This window comes from Ureibacillus suwonensis (assembly GCF_042655065.1).
In the GTDB taxonomy this organism is placed as follows: Bacteria; Bacillota; Bacilli; order Bacillales_A; family Planococcaceae; genus Ureibacillus; species Ureibacillus suwonensis.
This window is the reverse complement of record NZ_JBHSNQ010000146.1, coordinates 1-5,895: the sequence shown is the minus strand read 5'-3', so window position 1 is coordinate 5,895 and position 5,895 is coordinate 1. Positions and strand designations below refer to the sequence as shown.

7 protein-coding genes are annotated in these 5,895 nt (G+C 43.1%); 1 reads left to right on the top strand and 6 read right to left on the bottom strand.

Annotation, left to right across the window (positions count from 1 at the left end; genetic code table 11):
* Positions 1-198: 198 nt before the first annotated feature.
* The 5 genes from ACFPOH_RS11485 to ACFPOH_RS11465 form a co-directional block, all read right to left on the bottom strand.
* On the bottom strand, positions 199-1,998 hold the full coding sequence (locus ACFPOH_RS11485; RefSeq protein ID WP_390309749.1) for a carbon starvation CstA family protein: 1,800 nt from the start codon (positions 1,996-1,998) through the stop codon (positions 199-201).
* Between the two features lie 146 nt (positions 1,999-2,144).
* Positions 2,145-2,642, bottom strand: coding sequence for an NUDIX hydrolase (locus tag ACFPOH_RS11480; RefSeq protein WP_342468822.1), 498 nt, complete (start codon positions 2,640-2,642; stop codon positions 2,145-2,147).
* A 144-nt stretch (positions 2,643-2,786) separates the two neighbouring features.
* Positions 2,787-3,164 carry a PH domain-containing protein gene (locus ACFPOH_RS11475; RefSeq protein ID WP_342468821.1) on the bottom strand — a complete coding sequence of 126 codons (378 nt, stop codon included), beginning with the start codon at positions 3,162-3,164 and terminating at the stop codon, positions 2,787-2,789.
* Positions 3,165-3,407: 243 nt separating this feature from the next.
* A complete protein-coding gene (locus tag ACFPOH_RS11470; RefSeq protein ID WP_342468820.1) occupies positions 3,408-3,779 on the bottom strand; it encodes a HesB/IscA family protein in 372 nt (123 codons plus the stop codon).
* A 186-nt stretch (positions 3,780-3,965) separates the two neighbouring features.
* Positions 3,966-4,202 (bottom strand): NifU family protein, encoded by a 237-nt coding sequence (locus ACFPOH_RS11465; RefSeq protein WP_141602719.1) that lies wholly within the window; start codon positions 4,200-4,202, stop codon positions 3,966-3,968.
* An 84-nt stretch (positions 4,203-4,286) separates the two neighbouring features.
* Between ACFPOH_RS11465 and ACFPOH_RS11460 the strand changes: the two genes are divergently transcribed.
* The gene (locus ACFPOH_RS11460; protein ID WP_342468819.1) at positions 4,287-4,616 is read left to right on the top strand and encodes a YuzD family protein; all 330 of its coding nucleotides are present in this window, start codon (positions 4,287-4,289) and stop codon (positions 4,614-4,616) included.
* 59 nt (positions 4,617-4,675) lie between these two features.
* Here ACFPOH_RS11460 and ACFPOH_RS11455 read toward each other — a convergent pair whose 3' ends face one another.
* A complete protein-coding gene (locus ACFPOH_RS11455; protein WP_390309746.1) occupies positions 4,676-5,746 on the bottom strand; it encodes an NAD(P)/FAD-dependent oxidoreductase in 1,071 nt (356 codons plus the stop codon).
* Between the last annotated feature and the right edge of the window lie 149 nt (positions 5,747-5,895).

Genomic DNA, 5,895 nt, shown 5'->3' with positions numbered 1-5,895 from the left:
TGCCGCTCGCTTCCTTCAGATTCCGCGTCACCACGGACACCCTTGCGTTAAGCTAACTGTTACTTCTGCCTTCACAGTTCGGGACTTACACCCTATAGATTACACCCATGCCAGGCGCACTAAAAAGGAGAATTTGAGCCAGCTCAAATTCTCCTTTTCTCATTGGAAGAGGGTGTTGTCCCAGCTTCCTTTCATTTTTTATACTGCCCCTATGGCTTTTCCTTTCACAAATCTCGGACTGTTCCATAACTTCACCCATGATTTCAAGGCTGTAATAACGATGACAACACCTAAGATCAACATGATGACGGACAATACTCCATTCAATACGGAATAGCCTGCTGAAGCGGAATTCCAGTACACGTTTTTAATCATCCAGATCCCGGCAACATTGACTGAAATATAAAGGTATACCAGAGGAATGATGCAAGTTAATACATAAATTCGCTTCGTTGCAATTTTTAAGATGACCGTTGCGCCGAGCACCAGCCCGATGGAAGCCATCAACTGATTGGAGACACCGAAGAGCGTCCAGATCGGACCAATTTCTCCGGTGTACAACAAATACCCCCACATGAAGCAAGCCAATGCACTCGCAAAGATTGTACCCGGCCACCAGTCCGTGCGTTTTAATGGTTTGATCGCGTCACCCAAGAAATCTTGAATCAAGTAGCGGGCAACACGGGTACCTGCATCAATGGCAGTCAAGATGAACACCGCTTCAAACATAATGACAAATTGATAGAAATAGCCGCTCAAATGCGTAAACCATGGAACACCCGTAAAGATTTGCGTCATCCCTACGGCAAGGGACACTGCACCGCCTGTTCTTCCTTCCAAGTCGATGCCAATCGCTTGGGACAATTGCGGCAGGTTGACAACTTCCATCCCTAATGTGGCAAATACGGCCGGTGCTGCATTGATGGCGAAATAATCAGCAGGATGCAAGGAAGTGGCGGCAACGAGCGCCATGACCCCCACCAAACTTTCCACCAGCATCGCACCAAATCCCACAACCCGGATATCTTCCCATTTATCCAACATCTTCGGTGTCGTTCCGGATCCGATAAATGCATGGAAACCGGAAATGGCTCCACAAGCAATGGTAATGGATACGAAAGGCCATACCGGACCGGCAATGATTGGCCCACCGCCATGAATAAACTCAGTCACCACCGGGAATTGAATGACAGGATTCACGAAAAATACTCCGATAATCAGCGCTATGAACACTCCAATTTTCATGAAGCTGGACAAATAATCCCTTGGCGCAAGCAAAAACCAAAACGGCAACGCTGCAGCAAAAAACGCATAAATCGGTAAAATAATGGCCAAAGTTTGGCGATCCAATGTCAGCCATTCCCCAAGAACCGTTCCTTGGATATATGGACCCACAAAAACGCCGATCACCAATAAAATAAATCCGATGGCAGATGTGGCAATCAAATTTCCTGTTTTCTTATAGGCGATTCCGACCAGCATGGCAATCGGAATTGTAATGGCCACCGCGAAAGTTCCCCATGGATTCCGTTCCAACGCACCTAAAACAACCATGGAAAGGCCGGCCATCGTGATGGTAATAATGAATAACATGGCAAGACCTGTACAAAATCCTGCCACTGGCCCGAGCTCTTCCTTCATCACCTCTGAAAGCGATTTCCCTTTTTTCCGCATTGAAGCGAATAACACCACCGCATCATGCACAGCGCCGCCAATAACCGCTCCAATTAATAGCCATAACAGCCCAGGCAGATAACCGAATTGGGCGGCAAGCACAGGACCCACCAGCGGGCCGGCTGCGGCAATCGCCGCAAAGTGATGCCCGAAAGCCACCCATTTGTTCGTTGGCACGTAATCTTTTCCGTCGTTTAATTCATGGGCGGGTGTCGGCTTTTTATCATTGATCAACAACACTTTTTTTGTAAAGAAATACCCGTATAAACGGTAGCCGATGACAAGCACACAAATGGCGCCGATGACAATGGAAAGCCCATTCATAAATTTCCCCCATCACCTTGTGATTAAATTTTTTTTAGCGTGAATCCCCTGAAAAATTCCTATTTACAAACCCCTACGTTTTTCCTTTTTGATTCCCCCTTGTATCACTTTTTTATGATTGTATGTTTTCATTTTCCCAAATATATTTATTTATTAAAAAACACCCGATAGGACGTATATTGAAACCAATCGCCCGGATTAATGCCATCATTCTTGGAAAGTTGATAGTGGATCAATGAATCGCTTGCCATGCTTTGCAACATGACGGAAGATTCTCCGCAAGTCAATAATTCGTTCACCGAAAGCCATTTCGCTTCGAATAATTCTTCTTCCTGGATGCGGATCGGCTGATTATCATTGATGGGCTTGCAGGCAAAAATGGCCATATTGTCGCTTACTTCCCCGCGGATGACCCCGGTGCGGAATCCGACCATTCCGGTGACAATGCAGTCGATCCCAGTCTCTTCTTTCACTTCTCTGAGAGCCGCTTCATCGGCCGTTTCACCGATTTGGACAAAGCCTGCAGGAATGGACCAAACGCCTTTTAATCCGCTATACTTCTTTTTTACCACAAGCCATTTCCCTTCGGAGTTGACGACGACCGCCCCAGCTCCTAACCATACATTTCCCCGATTTTTTTTCATATGTAATCCCCCTTTGTCTACTACCCACTATATTACAATTTCCAAAAGTTTTTGAACATATTGAAGTGATGAACCGATTCCCCAAAGTATGAAAAACAATAAAAGAAGGCCGCCATTGGAGACAGCCTTTTCAAGAACCAACCTTTATTTCAGTACATACTCCGCCAAAACCCGTTGAACATTATAAATATTTGCCGTTCGATTAAAAGTTTTTTCAATCGGCAGTTCCCTTCCGGATAACCATATTTTCAATTCCGCATCCAAATCAAAAGTTCCCGCATTTTCCACTGAAAAATGCACGATACTTTTATAAGGTATGGAATGGTACTCCACTTTCTTTCCCGTCATTCCCTGTTTATCGATGAGGATCAACCGTTTATTTGTAAAAACAAACATGTCCCTGATCACTTTATATGCATGCTCCACTTTTTCCGATGATGTCAAGATTTCCTTTAATTCTTCATTGATTTTCTCAACATCCACTTCCGACGCATTGCCCATTAATCCGTCAAACAAACCCATACATTCCACCTCTTCAATTCAGTTTATTTTAGTATATAACGGATTCCTTCATTTATTTAAAGTAAGGTAAGCCCTACGTTGGAATTATACGGCAGTCATAAAACCGCAACAAAAAACCTCTTTAATTTGCAGTCCGTAACATACAAATCAAAGAGGCCAAAATCTCTTACCCTTTCTTCCCAAATCAGGGTGGTTATATTCTTTTGTGTACATGCTGTATTGCCGCAACCATGCAATCTTTCCTTAACATTCTTCCGGCGTGCCGGCCACTTTCGCCGTTCTGAAAGATGAACCGCAGCCGCAGGAAGCGATGGCGTTCGGATTGTCGATGGTGAATCCTCCGCCCATCAAAGATTGTTTATAATCGATTTTTGTGCCCATCAAAATGGGTGCATCCTGCTGTGAAACCAAAATTTTAATGCCATGTTGTTCATCGGTATAATCGTCTTCATTGATATTCTGATCAAAATTCATGCCATACGTAAGACCGCTGCATCCTCCGCCATGGATAGCCAGGCGCAAATAAGCACCTTCCTCTTCGTTATGCTTTGCCATCTCTTTGATGCGATAGGCAGCTGCTTCAGTCAATTCAATTACTCTTTTTTCCGCAGTCATCCGAATCACCTTCCTTAAACAATATAATAACAGTGAAATCCTTTTTATGACAAACAAACTGCTTTCATTATAATTCCTTATCAGATCCTTACTATGCAATCCATTTCAATAAACAAAAAGACAAAACGGCGTACCCCTGCAAACGAGCGGGTACACCGTTATCAATTAAGGAATCTGATTTTTCAATTAGAAAACTTGTTCTACTTCTACAATGCCGGGCACTTCTTCCAATAATGCGCGTTCGATGCCGGCTTTTAACGTGATTGTGGAGCTTGGGCATGAACCGCATGCACCCAGCAAACGCAATTTTACTACGCCGTCTTCCACATCGATGAGCTCGCAGTCGCCTCCATCACGAAGTAAGAACGGGCGCAATTTATCTAAAACTTCTTTTACTTGTTCAAATTGTTCAGCATTTGTCATCTTTCTCGACTCCTTTCATTAAAATCATTATAATGTGAACAAGAGAAAAAATCCATTATAAATCGCTCTGAAAGGGGTTATAAAATGAAGAATCAAATACCTATAATAGAAGTTTACGGCGCAGACCAAATTTGCGCCAGCTGCGTCAATGCCCCTTCTTCCAAAGATACTTATGAATGGTTGGAAGCCGCCATCAGCCGTAAATTTCCGGATCAGCCTTTTAAAATCCGCTACATTGACATCAATCAGCCATTGACGGACAAACGGGATCAGGAATACGCTGAGCGCATTCATAATGATGAATTTTTTTATCCCCTTGTCCTCATTAATGATGAAGTGGTCGGGGAAGGATATATCCAAATAAAGCCTGTATTCAAGGCACTTGAAAAATTGGGTTTCGTACCCGCTGAATAACCGGCATCCAAACAGCCAAAAATTCGCAAGCACCCTTAAGTACTTGCGAATTTTTGCAATCAGTTATCGTTTTGACGTTTATACATCCAAAGCAAACCAGACTTCAATAGGCGGGCGATTCTGCCGGTCATTGTTTTATCGGCAATATATACAAACCCTTGTTTTTTCCCTAATGAACCCATAAAACCTTTTAATTTGATTTCCGGCATTTTTTCCGGCAATTTTTCGCCTTTCCATCGCAATTTCAACACCTGGGAAACCCGTTCAGCTTGTTCTTCCGCCAGCTGCGCACTCGCAGGCAAATCGGATGATGCACAATCTCCGACAACATAGACATGTTCATCATCAACCAATTGGAAATATTGGTTGACAAGTGGACGGCCTTTTTTGTCTTTTTGAGCATCCATTTCCCGGACAATTTTCACTGGGCGCACACCAGCTGTCCAAACAATCGCATCCGCTTCAATCACTTCATCGTGATTGTACAATTTTCCAGGTTCCACTTTGGTGATATTCGATTTCGGAATGATTTCCACATTATTATCTTCAAACCACTCTTTTACATATTTGCTCAATTTTTCAGGAAAATCGCGCAAAATGCGTTTTGAACGGTCAAACAATTTGATTTGCAAATCGGAACGGCTCTCCCTCAATTCGCTTGCAATTTCGATTCCGCTCAAACCTGCTCCTACAATGGCCACCACCGAACCGGGAGGGAGTCCGCATAACATTTCAAAGGTTTTGCGAGAGTTTGCAATTGTTTGGATGCTTAATGTGTTTTCCTCCGCACCTGGTACACCGTGATAATCGTCCTCACATCCAAGCCCAATGACTAAATCATCATACGGTATTTCTCTGCCGTCTTCCAAATAGACTTTTTTCTCTTTGCGATCGATTTTAGTAACTTCTCCATACACTTTTTCCAATCGTTCATGCTCCGGGAAATTCACACGCACTTTTTTATCCGTTGTTGTTCCTGCTGCAAGTGCGTAAAACTCGGTTTTCAAACTATGGAACGGGTTACGGTCCACTAAAATGATCATTGTATCCTCTGGAAATTGGTTAGGCAATAAACGCAACAAAATGCGCATATTTCCATAACCGCCGCCCAATAAAACAAGTCTTTTCATAGAAAACTCCCCTAATTTATTTTCGTATTGTCAAAAATTACTTAATAAAACTTACGTTTTTGTTGATATAACTAGTTTTATATAAAAAAAACTTGCCACCCCCTTAAAATTAGGGTATTTATGAGGTAACCACACACTCAAAAATCCCT